This window comes from Thioclava litoralis, assembly GCF_045278885.1.
GTDB lineage: Bacteria > Pseudomonadota > Alphaproteobacteria > Rhodobacterales > Rhodobacteraceae > Thioclava > Thioclava litoralis.
Genome location: NZ_CP135445.1, coordinates 131710 through 152127, shown reverse-complemented (window position 1 = coordinate 152127; position 20418 = coordinate 131710). Strand labels below are relative to the sequence as shown.

General features: G+C 61.4%; 17 protein-coding genes. 9 read left to right on the top strand and 8 right to left on the bottom strand.

Annotated features, from left to right (window positions below; translation table 11 throughout):
- The first annotated feature begins 83 nt into the window (after positions 1-83).
- Complete coding sequence (locus tag RPE78_RS16525; protein WP_330629646.1) at positions 84-1169, top strand: AbrB family transcriptional regulator; 1086 nt, start codon at positions 84-86, stop codon at positions 1167-1169.
- 19 nt (positions 1170-1188) lie between these two features.
- On the opposite strand, the gene htpX is transcribed toward RPE78_RS16525, so the two are convergent.
- The 4 genes from htpX to RPE78_RS16505 all read right to left on the bottom strand — a co-directional run bounded on the left by htpX (position 1189) and on the right by RPE78_RS16505 (position 5480).
- Positions 1189-2166: a zinc metalloprotease HtpX gene (gene htpX, locus RPE78_RS16520; RefSeq protein WP_330629568.1), complete on the bottom strand. Its 978-nt coding sequence runs from the start codon at positions 2164-2166 to the stop codon at positions 1189-1191.
- A gap of 316 nt (positions 2167-2482) precedes the next feature.
- Complete coding sequence (locus RPE78_RS16515; RefSeq protein ID WP_330629566.1) at positions 2483-2893, bottom strand: hypothetical protein; 411 nt, start codon at positions 2891-2893, stop codon at positions 2483-2485.
- A 169-nt stretch (positions 2894-3062) separates the two neighbouring features.
- Positions 3063-3713, bottom strand: a complete 651-nt coding sequence (gene deoC / locus RPE78_RS16510) for a deoxyribose-phosphate aldolase (RefSeq protein WP_330629564.1) — start codon at positions 3711-3713, stop codon at positions 3063-3065.
- A 54-nt stretch (positions 3714-3767) separates the two neighbouring features.
- The gene (locus RPE78_RS16505; protein ID WP_330629563.1) at positions 3768-5480 is read right to left on the bottom strand and encodes a mechanosensitive ion channel domain-containing protein; all 1713 of its coding nucleotides are present in this window, start codon (positions 5478-5480) and stop codon (positions 3768-3770) included.
- A 118-nt stretch (positions 5481-5598) separates the two neighbouring features.
- Between RPE78_RS16505 and RPE78_RS16500 the strand changes: the two genes are divergently transcribed.
- From RPE78_RS16500 to RPE78_RS16480, 5 genes are all read left to right on the top strand, one after another.
- Positions 5599-6279 (top strand): Crp/Fnr family transcriptional regulator, encoded by a 681-nt coding sequence (locus RPE78_RS16500; protein ID WP_330629562.1) that lies wholly within the window; start codon positions 5599-5601, stop codon positions 6277-6279.
- 88 nt (positions 6280-6367) lie between these two features.
- Positions 6368-6574 carry a DUF2892 domain-containing protein gene (locus tag RPE78_RS16495; protein ID WP_406721725.1) on the top strand — a complete coding sequence of 69 codons (207 nt, stop codon included), beginning with the start codon at positions 6368-6370 and terminating at the stop codon, positions 6572-6574.
- Between the two features lie 34 nt (positions 6575-6608).
- Entirely contained in the window at positions 6609-7493 is an 885-nt protein-coding gene (locus RPE78_RS16490) for an MBL fold metallo-hydrolase (protein WP_330629560.1), read from the top strand.
- 235 nt (positions 7494-7728) lie between these two features.
- Entirely contained in the window at positions 7729-9408 is a 1680-nt protein-coding gene (locus RPE78_RS16485) for a TIGR01244 family sulfur transferase (RefSeq protein WP_330629558.1), read from the top strand.
- A gap of 69 nt (positions 9409-9477) precedes the next feature.
- Positions 9478-11211 (top strand): sulfate permease, encoded by a 1734-nt coding sequence (locus RPE78_RS16480; protein WP_330629645.1) that lies wholly within the window; start codon positions 9478-9480, stop codon positions 11209-11211.
- A 77-nt stretch (positions 11212-11288) separates the two neighbouring features.
- Here RPE78_RS16480 and RPE78_RS16475 read toward each other — a convergent pair whose 3' ends face one another.
- Positions 11289-12548 (bottom strand): glycosyltransferase, encoded by a 1260-nt coding sequence (locus tag RPE78_RS16475; protein ID WP_330629557.1) that lies wholly within the window; start codon positions 12546-12548, stop codon positions 11289-11291.
- Positions 12549-12589: 41 nt separating this feature from the next.
- Positions 12590-14179: a hypothetical protein gene (locus RPE78_RS16470; protein WP_330629556.1), complete on the bottom strand. Its 1590-nt coding sequence runs from the start codon at positions 14177-14179 to the stop codon at positions 12590-12592.
- A 153-nt stretch (positions 14180-14332) separates the two neighbouring features.
- On the opposite strand from RPE78_RS16470, the gene RPE78_RS16465 reads away from it, so the two are divergent.
- The 3 genes from RPE78_RS16465 to RPE78_RS16455 all read left to right on the top strand — a co-directional run bounded on the left by RPE78_RS16465 (position 14333) and on the right by RPE78_RS16455 (position 17432).
- Positions 14333-15304, top strand: a complete 972-nt coding sequence (locus tag RPE78_RS16465) for a glycosyltransferase (protein ID WP_330629555.1) — start codon at positions 14333-14335, stop codon at positions 15302-15304.
- A gap of 3 nt (positions 15305-15307) precedes the next feature.
- Positions 15308-16291 (top strand): glycosyltransferase, encoded by a 984-nt coding sequence (locus RPE78_RS16460; protein WP_330629554.1) that lies wholly within the window; start codon positions 15308-15310, stop codon positions 16289-16291.
- Between the two features lie 64 nt (positions 16292-16355).
- Positions 16356-17432, top strand: a complete 1077-nt coding sequence (locus RPE78_RS16455; RefSeq protein WP_330629553.1) for an acyltransferase — start codon at positions 16356-16358, stop codon at positions 17430-17432.
- Between the two features lie 48 nt (positions 17433-17480).
- Here the strand turns inward: RPE78_RS16455 and RPE78_RS16450 are convergent, their stop codons facing one another.
- Positions 17481-19400: an acyltransferase family protein gene (locus RPE78_RS16450; RefSeq protein ID WP_330629552.1), complete on the bottom strand. Its 1920-nt coding sequence runs from the start codon at positions 19398-19400 to the stop codon at positions 17481-17483.
- Between the two features lie 180 nt (positions 19401-19580).
- Entirely contained in the window at positions 19581-20414 is an 834-nt protein-coding gene (locus tag RPE78_RS16445; protein WP_330629551.1) for a hypothetical protein, read from the bottom strand.
- Between the last annotated feature and the right edge of the window lie 4 nt (positions 20415-20418).

Here is a 20418-nt window from a genome sequence, read left to right as displayed (position 1 = left end):
GGATGGAATGGTCCGTCAGGCTGTCATGTTGCAAGATGGCCCGAGAAAAGAACGACCCACCCAAACGGGGCAGACCCAACGTGATGCAGACCACTCCGAGACAGGCAAGGCAGATCCTCCACTGGGCAGGGCTTGGGGCGGCCTGTATCCTCTCGGGCATTGTCCTTTCGGCACTGGCGGTGCCGGCAGGGCTGCTGATCGGGCCGATCCTTGTGGGGATGTGTTTCGGCCTGTCCGGCCATGTGCTGACCTTCAACCGTGACCTGCGGGCGCTGGCACAAGGGGCGACGGGAGTGCTGATTGCCACCAGCTACCGCCCCGACACCCTTGCCCGTCTTGGCGAGGTCTGGCCTCAGGCGCTGGCCACACTGGCGGGCACGATGCTGGTGGCGATCCTCGCAGGGGTGATTGTGGGACGGCTCGGAGTCATTGCCCGCGAAGAGGCGATCTGGGGGTTCCTGCCGGGCATGGCCAGCGCCGTCATCGCCATCAGCGAGGAACGCAATCTGGATGCACGGGCCGTTGCCATCATTCAGGTGCTCCGGATTCTGGTGGTCATCCTGTCGATGTCGGCACTGGCGGCGATTTTGCATATGACGGGCCTGCATGTGACGGACCTGTCCGATCCGGCCCAAGCAGCCCCCGCCCGAAGCACCCCGCACGGGCCGGTCTGGATCACATGTCTGCTGGTGGTGCTGGCCCCGCTGTCACAGCGCTTCCTGCGTTTTGTCCCCGCCGGAGGGATGATGGTGCCACTGATTGCCGCCATCGCGCTGAAATCCGCAGGCGTTCCGGTCGGCATCCCCCACGAGATGCTGGTCGCCGCCTATCTGGTCATCGGCGCGAATGTCGGCCTGCGATTCGACCGCCCCCTTCTGCGTCAGGCCGGTCGGGCCATGCCCGCAATCATCGGTGCGGCGATAGGGATGGTGCTGCTGGGCGGCGGGATCGGGCTGGCTCTGGGCTGGACGGTCGGGCTCGACCCGCTCAGCGGGGTGCTGGCCGCCGTGCCCGGAAGCATCGATGCCGTGGCCGCGCTCGCCTATTCCAGCAATGCCGATATGTCTTTCGTGATGACCTTGCAGATCCTGCGGCTGTTTGTCGTGCTGATTGCCGGACCGCCCCTTGCGGCCTGGGCCGCCCGACACTCCGCCCCGCGCCGCAGATAGCGGCGCAGGCCTGCACAGCTCAGGTCCAAGGGCTGTTTTTATCCCGCTGGCGGTTCACCTTGGGCAACGATGACGGGCGCGCTTGCAAAGGGCTGGCGGCTTCGGCCGGACGGGGCGCCGTCGCGCGAGGCGCGCCAGAGCGTTCGCCCCGATCGCCCATCTGCACAGCCAGTTCCCGCAGCGCGGCCACACGGTTTTCGGTGGCGGGGTGCGTCGAGAACAGCTTGTCACGCCCGCCCCCGTGCAGCGGATTGATGATGAACATATGCGCGCTGGCCGGATTGCGCTCGGCGGTCAGGTTATCGACCTGCGCAGCCCCCTGCTGGATCCGCTGCAAAGCCGACGCCAGCCACAAAGGATGGCCACAGATCTGCGCCCCCTGCTTGTCGGCGGCGTATTCCCGCGTGCGGGAAATCGCCATCTGCACCAGAGAGGCCGCCAGAGGGGCAAGGAACATCATCGCCAATGTCCCCACAATGCCCAGCCGGTTCTCGTCGCGGCTGCCACCGAAGAATAACGCAAAATTCGCCAGCATCGAAATTGCCCCCGCGAAGGTCGCGGTAATGGTCATGATCAGCGTGTCACGGTTCTTGATATGGGCCAGTTCGTGGGCCACCACGCCCGACAGCTCTTCGCGCGACAGCACGCGCATCAGACCCGTGGTCACCGCAACAGCGGCGTTCTCGGGGTTGCGCCCTGTCGCAAACGCATTGGGCTGGGGCGTGTCGATCAGATAGACCGCAGGCATCGGCAGGCCCGCATTGCGCGCCAGCCCCGCCACCAGCTCGGTCAGTCCCGACGGATCACGCGGACCGATAGGCTGGGCGTTATGCATCCGCAGCACCATCTTGTCGGAATTCCAGTAGCTGAACAGGTTCATCGCGGCGGCAATGGCCAATGCGATCACCATCCCCGTGCTGCCGCCAAGCAGATAGCCAAGGCCCAAAAACAGCGCCGTGACAGCGGCCATCAACATTCCGGTTTTTACATATCCCATTGCCTTGATCCTAATCCGGTCTCCTCTGGAGGGGTTCAACTGGATATAGGTGTCAAACCGGACGGCACAATGGGGCACAGGGATTACGCAGGACCGAAGGGGCGCAGGACCGGCGGGGCGCAGGGCCCTTCAGGCCGGTGGCCAAAGATATCGGCCGAATTTCGTTAGCGCGCTGTTGAATATTCCACAAACCCCGCCATCACATTGCCGAAGCAGAGGGGGGCGCCGGAATTGGAAGAAGGGCAACCCGAAACCGGATCACCCTTCCTCACTGGAGATGCACATCAGTGATGTGCAACGGTAGCGACGGAGCCGATTACGAACGGCCAGCGCCGCGATAGGGGCGCTCGATCGGCGCAACGGTATTGCGCGATGCGCCGGTTTCGATGAAGCGCGCTTCTTGGTCATCATCTGCGGTCGACATCGACACGAGTTCTGCCATCGAATATTTCGATGCATCAACGCCAAGCTGAGCTGCCAGCTGTGCTTTACCTTGAGAAACCGAGGTATTTTCCGAAGTACGGTTTTCGTGCTTCAGGAAGTAATTCGCGGTTTGCGTGTCGCCGTTGATTTTTGCATCGCGGATATTGGTCAATTCAGCGGTGGTGAAATCTGCGCCGTTCAGGCCGAGCTGCGCTGCGAGCTGTGCGTGACCTGCGGATTCTGCCGAAGCGATCCCTGCGGAAGCGGAAAGGGCAACAACGGCTGCGATAAGAACGTTTTTCATAGTCATCTCCAATGATTGCGGATGGCCCTTAGTGATTCAGGCCACCTGCCTAGTGATGACGCCCCTCTACGCCTGTGACTTTCACCGGTAAACGCTAGAAAGAAAGCAAGCTTATGTTTATATATGCACAGTCACAATTCTGTCATTTTAATGATTGATTCGAAATATATTAAGCGCCAATGATCGCGAGGCTCTTCGACGCGCCAATCCGGCTGGCCCCTGCGGCAATCATCGCCAGCGCCTCTGCGGTGGTCGAAATCCCACCCGACGCCTTCACGCCCATCTCCGGCCCCACCGTCTTGCGCATCAGCGAAACCGCCTCGATCGTGGCACCGCCGGAAGAAAACCCGGTGGAGGTCTTCACAAAATCCGCCCCCGCATCCTTGGCCAGATGGCAGCCCGTGGCGATCTGGGCGCCTGTCAGCAGGCAGGTCTCCAAGATCACTTTCAGACACAGCGGACCGCAAGCCGCTTTGACCGTTGCAATATCTTCACGCACGGCATCCAGATCTCCGTCGATCAGCGCACCGACGGGGATCACCATATCGATCTCCCGCGCGCCCTGCGCGATGGCCCAGCGGGCCTCTGCCGCTTTCACCTCGCTCGGGGAGGCGCCCAGAGGGAACCCCACAACGGTGCAGACCAGCACATCGCTTTGCGCCAGCGCCTTGACCGCGCGCGGCACATGCAGGGCATTCACACAGACGGATTTGAACCCGTGGCTGGCCGCCTCGGCACAGAGCGCGTCAATCTGCACCGCCCGTGTCTCGGGTTTGAGCGCGGTATGGTCGATATAGGCTGCGATCTCTGCCGGGGTCATCGGAACTCTCCTGAAACTGTCTGCCCCAATCCTTGGCAGGCCCCCCGTGGCAGGTCAACTGCCGAGCGCAGCGCCCGTCTCCGGCGGGGGCGCGATCCGTGGAAAGACAGGTGTGGCCGCGCCATCAAGCTTTCGGGCCTCGGCCAGCAGCGCCTCGCGCAAGTCACAAGACGTCGCCCAGCCGGTATTGGGGTCGTCACTTGGCACCAGAAACAGCACGGTCTGGCCCCAGATATCATGCTGCGTCACATAGACCCCACGGCTATCGGGCGCATCGCTCAACCCGTAATCGTCCAGCAGGCGGTGATAGGCCAGCCGCAGCGGCGCGACATCCGTGAGGTGATCAAGACGCAAAATCACCTCGAACAGGGTGAAATGCTCCTGCATGGTCCAGTTCTCGAAAGGCTCGGCCACGAAATCCACCACCGGCACCACAAGACGCTTGCCTGTCCAGACACGCAGCTGGACATAGGTGAAATTGATCCGCTCGACCGAGCAGACATAATCGCGGAACAGGATCTTGTCACCGATCCGCGCCGACTGGTTCATCGAGATCTGCAACGAGGCCATGATATTGGACAGGATATTGCGCGCGGCAAAAGCCAGCAGGATCCCGATGGTCCCTGCCGAGGCCAGAAGCGAGATCCCCAGCGACTGCATGACGCTGGCCTCGTTGAGAACAATCCCCACCCCCACCATCGCAATCAGCACAATCGCCCCGCGCCGCAAGGCCGATACGCGCGTGGCCATCGCGCGGCGCAGCTCCTGGCCTTCGCCGATGGCACTCAGTTCGGCCCCGTCAAAAGAGACCAGCCTCTCGATGATCACATCGGCGATATTGACGATCAGCCACAGCACCGCCGCCACCACACCCAGCACCACAAGCGGCGAGATCACCGTGTCGATCCGGCCAGAGAAGATGAACAACCGGTTCGAGATCATCGCCAGCGTGACGGTCATCACCAAAAGCACGACCGGCCCGCGCATCGCCACCAGAAACGAGGCGGGGGCCACGCGGCGGTTGCGGTGCAGCCCGCGCGACAGGAGCTTCTGCGTGATCCATCCGGCCAGTGCGGTGATCGCAATCGCCAGCGGCAAACCGATCGCCTCCCACCATTGCAGGCCCCAGACGGCCTCGCGGCGCAGAACGGATGGCAGCGCCTTTTCCAGTGCCGAGGGCGCATAGGCCTGTCCCAGAGCGGGCAGATTATCCACCGTCTGGCGCGACACGACCCAGACCGCCTCGCCGTTTTTCGGCTTGATACGGTTGATACGGATCGGCACCGGACGGTTACCCAGATCGACATACCATAGCAGGATGGAACGGCGCGGCTTGCCCGCCATAGGCGCATCCCCGACCGCACGTTCATCCAGCCCGTCAGGCCGGTCCCTGAGCGCATACCAGTCAATCACGATCTTCCGGTCGAGCAATGTCTTGAAATCGCGGGCAAGTTCCGGCCCCTTGGTCCGCTGTTCCATCTCGGGCACATCCGACAGATCCAGCATATGCGCCGCCGCCAGCCACTTGCCGTCATTGGCCTGTATCAGGAAGCTTTCCAAAGACGATCGCGGCGTGCTGCGGTCCAACCCGTCCGGCGGCGTGCCAAGACCGCGATTGAGCGCATCGGCCTCATACCATTCCGACGAGGCGCTTTCGGTTTGCTCGGCATGTGCCGCGTGCGGCAGGGCCTGCGCCAGACAGACAAGCAGCAAAAACAGGCCAGCACAACGAAGGGGGCGACGGAACAGCACGGGATAAGGCATCATTCCTGCCAACACCTCACGTCGCAAACGGTTCCCTGTCCCACAATCGCGGGGGCAAGGCTGGATTTCCCTAAGGTAGCTGACTAAAGATTACGCCATATAAAAGGGGGAGCCTTCCGACATGACTATCGAGACCACCGGCTGGATCGAGAAATTCGAAGGGTTGCGCCGCCTGCCCGAAGACATCAAATCCGTGCTGATCGCAGGCAGTCAGGTGCTCAGCGTGCCCGCCGGCACCGAAATTTTCGCCCCCGGACAATCGGCCGACAACCTGCTTTTGCTGCTGGACGGCACAGTGCGGGTCCAGCAGAAATCCGAGACCGGTCGCGAGGTGATCCTGTATCGGGTCAATGCCGGTGAAAGCTGCGTTCTGACCACCGCCTGCATGCTGGCCTTCGAAGACTATGCCGCCGATGGCGTCGCGGAAACCGATGTCACCGCCGTGGCCATTCCGCGTGCGACCTTCGACGATCTGGCCGGACGCTCGCCCCTGTTCCGCGAATTCATCTTCAAGGCCTATTCGCGCCGGATCACCGATCTGTTCACGCTGATCAATGACATCGTCTTCCAGCGGATGGATGTCCGGCTGGCGCAGCGCCTGCTGGAACTGGCGGATGCGACCGATACCATACGGGCCACCCACCAGCAGCTTGCCAACGAACTTGGCACCGCCCGCGAGGTGATCTCGCGGACGCTTTCGGAATTCCACCGGCGCGGCTGGATCGAACAGGCGCGCGGCGAGGTGCATCTGACAGGAAAGGTCGGGCTGGAACGTCTTGTTAAGGCTGCTGGCACAATTTAAGCGCGAAATTCATAGTTGTGTGACGAAGTCACCGTTACCCTGACACGCGCGGGTCTATGATCATGCATCTGCTCATCGGGAGGATGTGATGACAAGAAATATGGGAAAAACGGATCGTGCCTTGCGGGTCATTGTCGCCGTAGTGCTTCTGGTTCTGGCCATAGCGGGGATAATCCCTGCCGGGCTCCTGAAGATTCTGGCCGTCATCGTTGCCTTGGTCTTCATCGTGACCTCGCTGATCGGGACTTGTCCGCTCTATACGATCGTGGGCATCCGCACCTGCCCGCGCTCCTGAAACCGCGACGCCCCCTGCACAAGGAACTATGCGCATGAATTATCCGACCGACATGTCCGTCACCCCCGAGGTCAAAGGCTTCTTCGACCCGGCGACCAATACGATCAGCTATATCGTCAAGGATCCGGCCAGCCAGTCCTGCGCCATTGTCGATAGCGTCATGGATATCGATTATGCCGCAGGCCGGATCAGCTATGAGCATGCCGATGAGCTGATCGCCTATGTCGAGGCGCAGGGGCTGAAGCTGGAATGGCTGATCGAGACCCATGTCCACGCCGATCACCTCTCGGCAGCCCCCTATATCCAGAAGAAACTGGGCGGCAAGCTGGGAATCGGGCGCCAGATCACCGTGGTGCAGGATACATTCGGCAAGGTCTTCAACGAAGGCACCGAATTCCAGCGTGACGGTTCGCAATTCGACAAGCTGTTCGAGGATGGCGACACCTATCAGGTGGGCGGCATGACCTGTTTTGCCATGCATACACCGGGCCATACGCCCGCCTGTATGGTGCATGTAATGGGCAACGCCGCCTTTGTGGGCGATACGCTCTTCATGCCCGATGGCGGCTCGGCGCGGGCCGATTTTCCGGGCGGCGATGCCGCGACCCTGTATGACAGCATCCAGAAAGTCCTGTCTCTGCCCGACGAGATGCGCCTGTTCATGTGCCATGATTACGGCCCCAATGGCCGCGAGATCCGCTGGGAAACCACAGTGGCCGAAGAGAAAGCGCATAACATCCATGTGGGCGCGGGCAAGACCAAGGAAGATTTCGTCAAGTTCCGCACCGAACGCGATGCGCAACTGGATATGCCCAAGCTGATCATTCCGTCGCTTCAGGTCAACATGCGCGGCGGGGACCTGCCGCCGCAGGACAAGGACGGCAAACGTTTCCTGAAGGTGCCGCTGAACGGGCTGTAACCCCCGCCGCCTTAAGTCTTGCATGGCCCCAGGCCTTGCACCGCCCGGTCACGCGACAGCGACATGCGCGATCGGGAAAGGCAGGGCGGGGAACAGCGCGACGGGGAACAGCGCAACGGGGCCGCGTTTTGACAGGCCCGCGCTTTGACAGGCCCGCAAGGGTCACGTTTTAAACCTCGGGGTTGGCTACGGCCTGCCCCCTTTTGACACTTTATTCCAAGGAGGAGGGAGATCTTTGGAAAAACACGAATTGACGCGCGGCCTGTCTGTCGGCCCGCAAATCACGGCGGAAGATATCGACACGCTTGCCGCCGCCGGTTTCCGCTCGATCATCTGTAATCGGCCCGATGCAGAAGGCGCAGACCAGCCCAACCATGACGAGATCGCGCGGGCGGCCAGCGCGAAGGGGCTGGAGTTCCGCTACATCCCCGTAACGCCCGGCATGGTGACGGAGGCCGATGCCGAGCAATTCGCCTCGGCGCTGACCACCCTGCCCGGCCCGACCTTCGCCTATTGCCGCACCGGCACGCGCTCGACCACGCTCTGGTCGCTGTCGCAGGCCAATGACCGCCCGCTGACCGAAATCCTCGCCCGCACCAAAGCGGCAGGGTACGACATGAACGGCGTTGCACGGCGCATCGCCAATGGCGGCAAAACCCCCACCGATACCGCAGATGCCAAATTCCAGATCGTGATCGTGGGCGCAGGCGCGGGCGGCATCGCGGTGGCCTCCAGCCTGAAGGCGCGACGTGCCGATCTGGAAATCGCCATCATCGATCCAGCAGATATCCATTATTACCAGCCGGGCTGGACGATGGTCGGCGGCGGCATTTTCGAGCCTGCCCAGACCGCCAAGACGATGGGCAGCCTGATCCCGCATGGCGTGAAATGGATCAAGGCAGCGGTGGCCGCTTTCGAACCGGAAAACAACGCCATCATCCTCGATGGGTGTCGTGTGGTGAAATATGACCGACTGGTGGTATGCCCCGGCCTCAAGCTGGACTGGGCCGGTATCGAAGGGCTGGAGGAGACGTTGGGGCGTAACGGGGTCACCTCGAACTACCGCTATGATCTTGCGCCCTATACCTGGCAGCTTGTGTCTTCGATGAAAGAAGGGCGGGCGCTGTTCACCCAGCCGCCGATGCCGATCAAATGCGCGGGGGCTCCGCAGAAGGCGATGTATCTTTCGGGGGATGCGTGGTTCAAACGCGGCGTCCTGAACAAGATCGACATCCAGTTCATGAATGCGGGAGGGGTGCTGTTCGGGGTGAAGGACTATGTTCCCGCCCTGATGAAATATGTCGAGAAATACGACGCGACGCTGAATTTCTTCCACAAGCTTGTCGCAGTCGACGGACAGGCGAAGACCGCCACATTCGAGGTCACCAAGCCTGAGACCGAGACACAGACGATCACCACCGAATTCGACATGATCCATGTGGTTCCGCCGCAGACCGCGCCGGATTTCATCCGCGTCTCGCCTCTGGCCGATGCGGCAGGCTGGGTCGATGTGGATCAGGCGACGCTGCGGCATAAGACCTATGACAACATCTGGTCGCTGGGCGATGTGATGAATGCCCCCAATGCGAAAACCGCCGCCGCGGCCCGCAAACAGGCCCCGACAGTGGCCGAAAACATCATGTCCGATCTGATGGGCAAATCGGCGCATGCCCAATATGATGGCTACGGGTCGTGCCCTCTGACCGTGGAACGCGGCAAGATCGTGCTGGCCGAATTCGCCTATGGGGGCGTGCTGAAACCCTCCTTCCCGAAATGGCTGCTGGACGGCACGCAACCCACGCGCGCGGCCTGGTTCCTGAAAGAGAAGCTGCTGCCGCCGATCTACTGGAAGGCCATGCTGCGCGGCCACGAATGGATGGCCAAGCCCGAGCCCCTTTCGGCCAAGTCCGAATAATTCAGGCCCAACCCGATGCTGCTGCGGACCGCCAACCGGTCCGCAGCCATAGCGCAGGACCCCAAAGCCATGCCCTCTTTTTCCCGCTATCTGCCCATCCTGACCTGGGGCCGTGCCTATAACCGCACGGCTCTGTCCAACGATCTGGTCGCGGCCATTATCGTGACCATCATGCTGATCCCGCAATCGCTGGCCTATGCAATGCTGGCGGGGCTCCCTCCCGAAGCCGGCATCTATGCCTCGATCGCGCCGATCATCCTCTATGCGATTTTCGGCACAAGCCGCGCGCTTGCGGTGGGGCCGGTGGCGGTGGTTTCGCTGATGACAGCCGCCTCTATCGGCGAGATCGCCGCCAGCGGCACCGCAGGTTACGCGATTGCCGCCTTGACCCTTGCCCTGCTTTCCGGCCTGTTCCTGCTGGCCTTGGGGCTGTTCCGTCTGGGGTTCATCGCCAATTTCCTGAGCCATCCGGTGATTGCGGGCTTCATCACGGCCTCGGGCATCCTGATCGCCACCAGCCAGTTGAAACATGTGCTGGGGATCAAGGCCAGCGGTGCCACCCTCCCCGAGATGGTCACCGCACTTGTCGCACATCTGGGGCAGACCAACCCGATCACCCTGACCATTGGCGTCCTCAGCACCGCCTTCCTGTTTTGGGTCCGCAAGGGGTTGAAGCCGCTTCTGCGGCGGTTGGGTCTGGGTCCGCGACTGGCCGACATCCTGACCAAGGCCGGTCCCGTCGCCGCCGTTGTCATCACGACGCTCTGCACATGGGGGCTGGATCTGAACGCGCAGGGCGTGGCCATCGTCGGCAGCGTTCCGCAAAGCCTGCCGCCCCTGACCATGCCGGGCCTGTCCCCCGAATTGATCGGCCAGCTGGCGCTTCCGGCCATCCTGATCTCGATCATCGGCTTTGTCGAATCCGTTTCCGTGGCCCAGACATTGGCCGCGAAAAAGCGCCAGCGGATTGATCCCGACCAAGAGCTGATCGGCCTTGGCGCGGCCAATATCGGGGCGGCTTTCACCGGCGGCTATCCGGTCACCGGCGGCTTTGCGCGTTCGGTCGTCAATTTCGATGCAGGGGCCGAAACGCCCGCAGCAGGTGCGTTCACGGCAATCGGCCTCGGCATCGCGGCCATCGCGCTGACCCCGCTGGTCTATTTCCTGCCCAATGCCACGCTTGCCGCGACTATCATCGTGGCCGTGCTCAGCCTTGTCGATTTCTCGATCCTCAAGAAAACATGGCAGTATTCGCGCAAGGATTTCGTCGCCGTTCTGGTGACCATCCTGCTGACCCTTGCCGCAGGCGTCGAAATCGGTGTGGCGACAGGGGTGATCCTGTCGATCGTGATGCATCTGCTGCACACCTCCAAACCGCATGTGGCAGAGGTCGGTCTTGTGCCCGGCACCGAGCATTTCCGCAATATCCGCCGCCACGAGGTCATCACCGAACCGAGCCTGCTGACCCTGCGGGTGGATGAAAGCCTGTATTTCGTCAATGCGCGCGTGCTGGAAGACCGCTTGCAGGACCGCCTTGCCAGCGCCCCCGAAATCCGCAACGTCGTGCTGATGTTCTCGGCGGTCAATAGCGTGGATTACTCGGCGCTGGAAAGCCTCGAGGCGATCAACCATCTGCTGAAAGAACGCGGGATCGGCTTCCATCTCAGCGAGGTCAAAGGCCCCGTAATGGACAGGCTGGCCACTGCGCATTTCCTGTCGGAACTGAACGGGCAGGTCTTCCTGTCGCAATATCAGGCATGGAAAACACTGGTGCCTGCCGCGCAAACGGCCGCCGCAGAATAGACGCTGACAGGCCCGAAACACATGGCCTGCAAAGCGTGGCGCCCTGCCCGTTCGGGGCGCCATGCCTGCCGGAAGGATCAGGGGCGCAGACCCGTGGGAAGCGCCTCCGCTAGAGAGCCTTCGATCACCTGCCCAAGCCATTGCGCCTCTTTTTCAAGGTCGAATTCGGCGCAGACCTTGCGGCGGCCCTCTTTTCCCATCTGCGCCCGCAGGGCCGGATCGGCCAGCAGGCGATCCAGCCGGTCGGTCAGGCTTTCCAGATCCCCCGCCGGAATCGTAAAGCCGGACACCCCGTCTTCCACCAACTCGCCCACACCCGCCACGCGGCTGGCGATCACCGGAAGTTGGGAGCCCATCGCCTCCATCAGCGTGACCGGCACCCCTTCGGCAAAAGAGGCCAGCACCAGCATATCGGCACGGCGCATATGGTCGGCCACCGCATCCGAAGGCTGATACCCCCAGAACTTCACCCGCTCGGCCACCCCCATCGTGCGGGCCATCGTCTCGCAATAACTCCGCTCCGGCCCGTCACCGATAATCGACAGGGTCGCCTCGGGATGCGTATCCCTGAGCCGCGCGAAGGCCTCGATCAGAAGCGGCACGCCCTTGATGGCCGCCAGACGCCCGACAAACAGGATTTCCTGCCCCGCTTCTTTCGGCGTGGACGGGGTCTCATGCCCATAGAGCGCGGGGAAGATACCGCAATGGACGATTTTCAGCTTCGACCAATGCTCGGGCTTGGAAAAATACATTGCCTGCGAGCGGCAGAAATGGCTGATGCAGGACACAAAGCGCGCCCGCGCGATCTTGGCATCAATACGCCACCAGCGCGGCTCGTAGAAAATGGCGGGGCCATGCATGGTCACCGAGAAAGGGATGCCCGACAGCTCGGATGCCAGCATCGCCACCGAACAGCTGGAATTGGCAAAATGGTTATGCAGATGACGCACGCCTTTGGCCTGCAGATGCTGCGCCAGAATGGCCGCTTCAAGGAAGTAGAACCCTTGCCAAAGCGCCGCTTTCACCCCCGGCGGGCGGGTTTTCCATGCCAGCCTTGCGGTGCGCAACCAAGCTTTCGCATCGCGTTTCAACGCCCAGACCTGCGCCCCCAGAACCTTGGCAGGCGATTTGATCGCATCGAAAATGGCAAAGGTTGCCGCCTGCTCGCGGATCTGGTCCTCCCCGACAACATCACGGGCCGCCGTGCGCCGGACCGAACAGGTATGCACCTGCCACCCCTCATCGCGCAGCGCGGCAATCTCGCGCTGGATAAAGGTATGCGAGACCTTCGGATATTCGCCGGTCAGGTAGGCAATGGGAGGACGGGTATGCGTCATGAGAAATTCCAAAATGAGCGAGTGGGGAGGGAAAGGCCGCCTCAGGAGGTGACGGCCGGCCGGTTCAACCGGCCCTTCTTGCGCGTCGGTTTGGCCGGAACATCGGGGGCTATGTCAAAATCGGCATCGCGCTTGTGATACAGGCGGCGTTCCCGCGGTGAAAGATGCGAGGCCATCTCGGTTTGGCGGGCCTGATCATAGCGGACCCAGAGCGCCCCGCTCAGAAGCCAGATCGGCGCGACCAGCGACGAATTCGGGATGAGGTCGATCATATTCGCCGCCATGACCACCATCATCCCTATATCGATCGTATCGAGCCTGAGTTTGCGATAGGAAAAGGCACAGAGGATGACCGGCAGACAGATGAAGCCGAACAGGCTGAGATACCCGATCCAGCCATATTGGCCGATGATAATGATCCAGATCCCGTCGGTAATGGTGCTTGGCTTGCCCGTTTCAGGGTTGAACAGCAGGTTCCGGCCCCAGCCGCCCCACCCCGCCAGAGGTTTGAGATTGGCATGCGCCAGCAATTCGTCTTCATTGCGCAGGCGGAATTCCAGTGAGGCGGCCCGTTCGGGCGCATAGGGCGCAATCGTCTCGGCCACGGTTTCGGTGGGCACGAGGTTTGTGCCGCGCACAATCGGATAGCATAGCACCAACGCCGCGATGATGCCTGCCATCACCGCCTGCATCCCGCGCGAGCCGACCAGCAGGATCGGCAGCAGCAGCACGGTAATCAGCAGCGCGCCGGTATTCTTGGATAGGTAGAGTGCGACCAACAGCCACAGCGACACCAGCAACCAGCGCAGGCGCGACTTGCCATTGTCACTGGCCCGCGCCAGCGTCGCCGCCGCCAGCACCGCCATCGACATGAAAATCCCCACCCGCAGACCATGCGCAAGGAACACGATGGGCCGCCAGCCGCCATTGCGGTAATGCTGCCGGAAGTCATGCGCAAAGAAGCCATAAATCCAAGTGCTTAGCTGGGGGCTCATGCGGATTTCAATGAGGATTGCCACGGTATAGAGCAGCCCGCCGAAAACGATGGTCCGCAACAGCCAGATCTGCCCCTGACGGTCTGTCACCAGCTTCAACCCGACAAAGAACGGCAGCAGAAGGCAGGCCAGATTGCGGGTATAGGCCGCAACGTCATAGGGCCGGATGCCCGGAAGATAGGTCAGGCCGTCTACAATCGGAGCGCGATTTGTCAAATAGGTGATCACCGGCGAAATCAGCAGGAAAACCGTCGCCAAAATCAGCATCAGCCGAACTTTTGTGCGGGGCTTTTTCAGTAGGAAGGCCTGACGTTTCTTTGCAATCGGCGACGCGACGCCCTCGCCCGTCTTTTCGGCAACCGGTGCCAGTGCGGCTTCGTGCCGCGCCGCACGCCGCGCCATGAAGATCTCGTTTTTCTTCACATAGTGATAGACGATCAGCACCGCCAGAGACGGGACAATGGACTTGTTTATGTTGGGAATAACCGGAAAATTCAGGTTTGGCCGCTCCGGCAGGAGCAGATAGCCCCAGATCACGGCACCGATTGCGGCCTTGGTTGCGGGGTAACGCTTGAACAGCTGCCATGTAATGAGCGGCCAGACAAAAAGCATGAAGTAGGCAAAGAGGTTGGGCATCGGCGCTCGTGTGCTGACTCAAGGACTTGCAGAATGTGCGTCTATCTTTGGCAGAGTTTTGCACGTGCCTCAATCGCACAGTGCATCCTTTCTTGTCCCTGCCCCCCAGATCGGTCATGATCAACGCAAAGTTGATTAAGGAAATGGATTCCTGTGTCTGATATTGCTGTCATTGTCGTCAATTACGGTACCGCCGACCTTTCAGCCGCTGCCGTGCAAAGCGTGCTCGAGCATTCGCATGGGGGGCGGACGGTCGAGGTGCATCTGGTCGATAACGCCTCGCCCGGCGATGATGCGCAGGTCTTTGCGCGCCTGCATGCCGAGCGGAACTGGGGATCGCAGGTCACCTTATGGCCCGAAACCGAAAATCACGGCTTCGGACGCGGTAACAATGTCGTGCTCGACACATTACTGGCACGCCCCGCCTCTGAACGCCCGCGCTATGCTTTCCTGCTGAACCCCGATGCCACGCTCGAAAACGAGGCGCTGTCGATCATGGCGGATTTCCTCGACGCGCATCCGCAGGCCGGAGCGGCAGGCGCCAAGATCGCCAAACCCTCGGGAGAGCCGGTTTCGGCGGCCTTCCGGTTCTTTTCGCCGACGGCAAGCTTCGTGCATGCGGTCAATTTCGGCCCGCTGGCCCGCGCCTTCCGCAACCACGAGGTCGCCCTGCCCCCTGACACACCTGAAGGCGAGGTGGATTGGGTCTCCGGGGCTGCGGTGATGTTCCCGCTTGCGGTGCTTGAAAAGGTGGGCACTTTCGATCCCGAATTCTTCCTCTATTTCGAAGAGACGGAATTGATGCACCGCATTCGCGCGCATGGCTATCAGGTCTGGCATCTGCCGCAGGCACGGGTGCTGCATGCCGAAGGGGCCGCGACCGACGTGCGCTCGAACGAGGCCGTGCGCAAAGCCAAGCCGGGATATTGGTATCGGTCGTGGCTTTATTACCACCGGAAATGTCAGGGACGCGGCGGAGCCTTGCTGACGGGGCTGGCCTGGATGGCGGGGGCTGCGCTCAACGCGCCGCTGGCCAAATTGCGCGGCCAGAAACTGCATGCGCCGCTGCATTTCTTCCGTGATTTTTCGGCCCAGGTGATGTGGCCCTTGCTTCGGGGACGCTGATCCATGCCGGAAAGATTTGCCGCGATTGTCATCGGGCGCAACGAAGGCGAACGCCTGCTGCGCTGTCTGGCCTCACTGGAAGGGGCGATGCCGTTGATCTATGTCGATAGCGGCTCGACGGACGGCTCCCGCGAGGCCGCGCGCGCGCGCGGTGTGGAAGTCGTCGAACTGGATCTGACCAAGCCCTTCACCGCAGCACGGGCCCGCAATGCGGGGCTGGAGCGTCTGCGCGCGATTGCCCCGGATGCTGCCTTCGTGCAACTTGTCGATGGCGATTGCGAGATCCGCAGCACATGGATCGAGACAGCCCGGAGCTTTCTGGAAACCCGACCGGAGGTCGCCGTGGTCTGTGGCCGCCGCCGCGAACGCTTTCCCGAGGCGACCCCCTATAACGCCCATTGCGATCGGGAATGGGACACCCCTGTTGGCGAGGCCCGCGCCTGTGGCGGTGACGCGCTGATGCGTGTTCAGGCCCTGTCCGAGGTTGGCGATTACAACCCGACCCTGATTGCGGGCGAAGAGCCGGAGATGTGTGTCAGGCTGCGTAAGGCGGGGTGGAAAATCTGGCGGATTGACGCCGAAATGACATGGCATGATGCGGCTATGACGCGGTTCGGGCAGTTCTGGAAGCGGGCACGCCGCGCCGGTCATGCCTATGCCGAAGGGGCCTATCTGCACGGGGCGGCCCCCTATCATCACAATGTCGCACAAACGCGGCGGGCTCTGCTATGGGGGCTGTATCTGCCTCTCGCACTCCTGCTTGGCGCGCTGCTTCTCAGCCCTTGGATCGTGTTGGGCTTTCTGATCTACCCCGTGCAGATCCTGCGACTGGCGCGCAAGGAAACGGCGCGTTACGGCAGCCTGCGCACGGCCCTCGAACATGCCGCCTTTCTGACCATCGGAAAGGTCCCCGAAGCCATCGGGATCTGCGAGTTCCATCTGCGGCGCCTGACCGGCAAACGGGCGGGCATCATGGAGTATAAATAGTTCGCCTTGTGCCTCCTCCTCCCCTTTCAAAACGAGATCTTCACCATGACCGGAAGCGACGCCCATGAAATCTAATCCCGCGTATATTCCGTCTCTGGATGGCCTGCGGGCTATCTCTATTGCCATCGTCTTCCTGAGCCATGCCGGTCTGGGCCATATCGTCCCCGGCGGCTTCGGGGTGACGGTCTTTTTCTTCATTTCGGGCTTTCTGATCACCTCGCTGCTCTGCCGCGAATATGACCGCTATGGCAGCATTTCCCTGCGGGTCTTCTACCTGCGCCGCGTGCTGCGCCTGATGCCGCCACTGGCCTGCGCGATGGGGCTGGCCATCGTGCTGGTGCTGGCCGGTGCACTGGTGGCCAAGATCGATATACCGACCCTGCTCAGCCAGATTTTCTTCCTGTCGAATTACTACCAGATCTATGGCAACTCGCAGTCGATCCCCGGCCTCGGCGTCTTGTGGTCGCTGGCGGTCGAGGAGCATTTCTACATGCTCTGGCCCTTCATCTTTATCCTTTTCGCTAGAAATATCATCGGCTTCCGCAGCCTGACTCTGGCGCTGATCGGCTTTCTGGTCTGGCGCGGCATCCGGTTTTACGTCCTGGGCAGCAGCGAAAACGCGCTTTACTATCTCAGCGATGCACGTCTTGACAGCCTGCTCTATGGCTGTGTGCTGGCATTGATGATGTGGTGTGGCTACCTCCCGCGCGAGAACGTGTCGACGAAATGGCGCGGGGCGCTTCTGGTCGGGGCGCTCGGGGTGCTGCTGGTCAGCCTGGTGCTGCGCGATGCGGCCTTCCGTGGCACGCTGCGCTATTCGTTGCAGAGCCTCGCGCTGATGCCGGTTTTCTACTACGCGGTCACCACGCCCGATATGGCCCTGTTCCGCCCGCTGAACTGGCCGGTGCTGCGCAAGATCGGGGTCTGGTCCTATTCGATCTATCTGGTGCATTTCGTGCTGATCAACCTGTTCAACCAGCAGATCACCGGCGCCCATGCGCATCTCATTTCCGGCGGGCTCGCCCTGATCGGGTCGCTGGTTTATGCGGCAGTGGTCTATCACTTCGTCGAGGTCCCCTCGGCGCGTTTCCGCCACAAGATCACACGCCGCGCCCCGAAAGGAGAACCGGTCGGCGCGTAATGCCCCGACCGGTTCCGAAAGTCCTGCACCTTGTCTGTCCCTCCGGGGTCAGTCGAGGTGCAGCTTGATCCGGTCATAAAGCGGCTGGGCCATCAAACGCGAGGCGGTTGCCGTAATATGGTTTGAATCGCGGTAAAGCATGATCTTGTCACGCACTGCAGGGCACCGCCCCTCCTCGCAGAAGAACCCCGAAAAATCGACAGCTTCCACATGATCGGGCAGGTTTTCCGGCTGCAACGCATCGCGCGCAAGCGTCGGGCGCATCGCATCGCAGGCGGGATCGTCCTCGCCATTACGGTCGATACAGGCTGCGATGTCGAAGCTGGCACGCGGATTGTCGCGGATGGCGATCACCGGCGTATGGGGCAACGCATCCCACGCCATACGATAGCCCTGCGGAATCGTTTCGCCATCGCGCTGGATCCGCGTGGCATTGGTGACCACCATATCGGGGTCCAGCGCCTTCAGCTTTTCCACCGCCTGACGGTTCCAGTCCAGACAGGCCGCACGGTCGGAATCGATCTCCATCCCGTCCAGTGACAGGGTGAATGTACAGCCGCTTTTCACCAGATTGATAATCTTGATACGCGGGTCCTTACGGGCAATCTCCTGTAGCGCAGGCAGCCATTGCAGGGCGTGGCTCCCCCCCACAAGCGCAATCCGGTAGCTGCCCGACGGGTTGCCGTAATTACAGCTGACCACATCCGAGGCATGGAAATTGCGCTGATAGCAGCCATCCTTGTAACTTGAGGGGATGTCATCCTTGATCAGGCGCAGATCAGGGGTCAGTTGCGCCACCTTCTCGCCGGTTACCGCCTTCTCGATATCTTCAAGCGAGGCGACCTGACGTTCATCAACATGGTGTTTCCACCCCCATGAGAACCCCAGCGTCGGCACCAGCGCCAGCGCGCAAACGGTCACGGCCGTGGCCAGCCGCTTCTTGACCAGTCGCAGGTTCCGGAACGGTGTTTCAAGGAAATGATAGGTCACAAAGGCCAGCACAAAGGCCACCAGCAGAATGGCCATCCCCACCCCGACGGACACGTTCGGGGTGCCGGTGCGATCCCAGATGAACAGATAGATCGGCCAGTGCCAGAGATAGAAGGTAAAGGACAGGTTGCCGAGCCATTGCATGGCGCGGTTGTTCAGCACCACCATACCGGCGTTGTTACGGGCGGCGACGATAATCGCCGATGTGGCCAGCACGGGAATGAGCGCGGCCCAACCGGGGAAGGAGTCCGCCACAGGGATCACGGCGGCAAATCCGACAAGCGTTATCAGGCTGGCATAGCCCAGCCCTTTGGCCACCGCACGGCCCACAACGATGCGCGGCAGGACAAGTGCCAGCAGGCCGCCGGCCAGAAATTCCCACAGGCGGGCAAAGGTGTTGAAATAGGCGCTCGGCTGGTAACGATAGGTCTTGTAAAGCGCATAGGCAAAGGCCAGCGCGAGCAGCCCCAGAAAGACCTGCGTCATGGCGCGGCGCGCATTGGTGCGGTTGCGGCACAGCCGGAAGACCAGATAGACCAGCGGCGGCAGCATGAAATACAGCTGGAACTGCACCGACAGTGCCCAGAGCTGCTGGAAGGGGGACGGCGTCTGCCCCATCGAGAGGTAATTCACCCCGTGGTTCGACAGCCACATGTTTTCATAGAACAGAATGCCCGCAATCGCGCTGTCGATGCGCTCTTCGGACAGGATGCGCGTCCCGAAACCGCTGAACAGAAGGGATGTCCCCAGCACGACCGCCGAGGCACTGGGCACGATCCGCCCCAAGGTGCGGCGCCAGTATTTGGTGACATCGCCAAAGTGCAGATCGTCCCGCTTGAGAAAGCCCTGAAACAGGAAAAACCCTGCGATTACGAAGAACGCATCCACCCCACCGGACACGCGGTGAAACCAGATATGGTAGATGGCAACCAGCAGGGCCGCGACCACGCGGAAACCCTGGATTTCTTTTAAATACACGACATGAGGTCCCTGAATGACGAAGGATAAAAGGCGAATTGAGCTAACACAAAGCAAGCTCAGGTTGCACAGTCACCGATTACGTCATCATGGGAAAGGGGGCTCGATGCCGCATGGCAGAAAATTGCTAGCGTGCAAAGAATTCGGGCAGGCTATCCGGAGACCGCCTGCCCTGTCTGATCAGTTATACCCGTAATTATAACCGGTCGGATCATTCTCGTCGGGGAAGTTGCATTTGTTCAGCACCACCCCCAGCAGACGCGTCTGGTCGGAGAGCTTCTGCTCGAGCGCGTCAATCTGGCTTTTCGAGGTGACTTCGGCCTCGATGACCATGATCACCCCATCGACATGACGCAGGAACCCGTAGGCATCATCGGCCACCAGAAGCGGCGGCAGATCGAAGAGCATCAGATCCGGCGTATAGGCGTCCTGCACGGCATTGAGGAAATCCTCGATCCCGTCGCTTTGCAGCAATTCCGCAGACGAGGGCACCGGCGCGTTATTCATCCCCACCGCCAGATTGTTCCCGTAGCGCATCATATGATCGGCAAAGGCGACCTCGCTATTGATGACCGCGCCCATATTCGATTTGGGCGACTGGCCGAAGATCCGCGCCAGCGTGGGGTGACGCAGATCGAAATCGAACAGCATCGTGCGCAAAAAAGGCAGCCGCCCGAAAGACAGCGCCAGATTGCTGATCACGGTGCTTTTGCCCGCATTCGGCCCCGCCGAGACAATGGCGATCCGCCGTGCCTCGTGGCGACGTATCTCCTCGCGCAACCGCGTGCGCAACAGATCGAAATGCGCACTTTCCGCGGTATTGCCCGAAAGCAGCAGACGGTTGGTCTTGAGCAACTTTCCGTCCAGACGCATTTCAGGCAAGGCCAGCCACGGTGCCGAATGCGCTTCGGCTGTGGGCGCGGCGGTCATGTTCGGACGCGCGCGCCCGTCGGCCGCGAGCCCCGTCGCGCGGTTCGCCCGCGCCTTTTCGAGAGCCTGTTGAAGCTTTTCCATCGTC